The sequence below is a fragment of the Actinomadura sp. 9N407 genome, assembly GCF_044326315.1.
Classification (GTDB): Bacteria; Actinomycetota; Actinomycetes; order Streptosporangiales; family Streptosporangiaceae; genus Spirillospora.
This window is the reverse complement of record NZ_JBIRAW010000079.1, coordinates 1-896: the sequence shown is the minus strand read 5'-3', so window position 1 is coordinate 896 and position 896 is coordinate 1. Positions and strand designations below refer to the sequence as shown.

2 protein-coding genes are annotated in these 896 nt (G+C 72.7%); one reads left to right on the top strand and one right to left on the bottom strand.

Going from position 1 to position 896, the window contains the following annotated elements; genetic code table 11:
• Positions 1–457, bottom strand: a 457-nt coding sequence (locus ACH34Q_RS46945; RefSeq protein ID WP_395989767.1) for a nucleoside deaminase, incomplete at its 3' end; no start/stop codon positions are given.
• Between the two features lie 217 nt (positions 458–674).
• On the opposite strand from ACH34Q_RS46945, the gene ACH34Q_RS46940 reads away from it, so the two are divergent.
• A complete protein-coding gene (locus ACH34Q_RS46940) occupies positions 675–872 on the top strand; it encodes a hypothetical protein (RefSeq protein WP_395989766.1) in 198 nt (65 codons plus the stop codon).
• Positions 873–896 lie beyond the last annotated feature (24 nt).

The following is an 896-nucleotide window of genomic DNA, read 5'->3' as shown; positions in this document are numbered from 1 at the left end:
GCAGCTCGCGCATCCGGTCGGCGAACTCCGGGACGGGGCCCTCGACGACGACGTCGGGGGCCACCTCCTGGATCGGCAGCGCCCGTACGGGCGACGGCGCGACACCGAGTTCGGTCCGCCAGGCCACCAGCTGGGCCGACGAATGCACGTACACGATCCGGCCCAGCCCGACCCAGCCGTGGGCCGCCGAGCACATCGGGCAGTGCTCCCCGGACGTGTAGACCGTGGCCGCCGCCCGCTGCGCCGCCGTCATGTTCGTCGCCGCCCACCGTGCCAGCGCGAACTCCGGATGCGCGGTCTCGTCCCCGGTCGAGGTGACCCTGTTGTGGTCCTCGGCCAGGACCGTCCCGTCCCCGCCCGCGAGCACGGACCCGAACGGCTCCTCGCCAGCCTCCACCGCCTGCTCGGCCAGCTCGACACAGCGTTCCAGATGCCGCAATCCCACCTCATCGATCATGCCAATGGTCCTACCACACGGGCCTGCCACACGGGCCTACCACACGGGCCTGCCACACGGGCCGTCACACGGGGCAGCCACACCGGCCCGCAACACCGGCCTGCCAAGGCCGCCCGGGTTGAGGACCGGTCCTAAAGTGGGGCGATCGCCCTGAAACGGCTGGAGGTCGCATGCGTGAGCCGCTCGTCCCGAGCTGTCCCTGACGGGGTACGAGCTGGTGGCGAGCTTCGCCGGATCGGCCGGTGGCGGGTTCGACCCGGCGGCGGGCCGTTCGGGGATCTGGGCGCCCGGCGGCGAGGTGCGGGCGCGGGTGGGGGCCGAGCTGGGCGCCGTCGTCCGTGCGGCGTTCCACCGTACGGTCGACGAGGAGGATGTCCTGGAACCGTTCGCCGACCTTGAGGACAGGTGCCGATGACCGTCATGGACGGGCGCGCGCTGA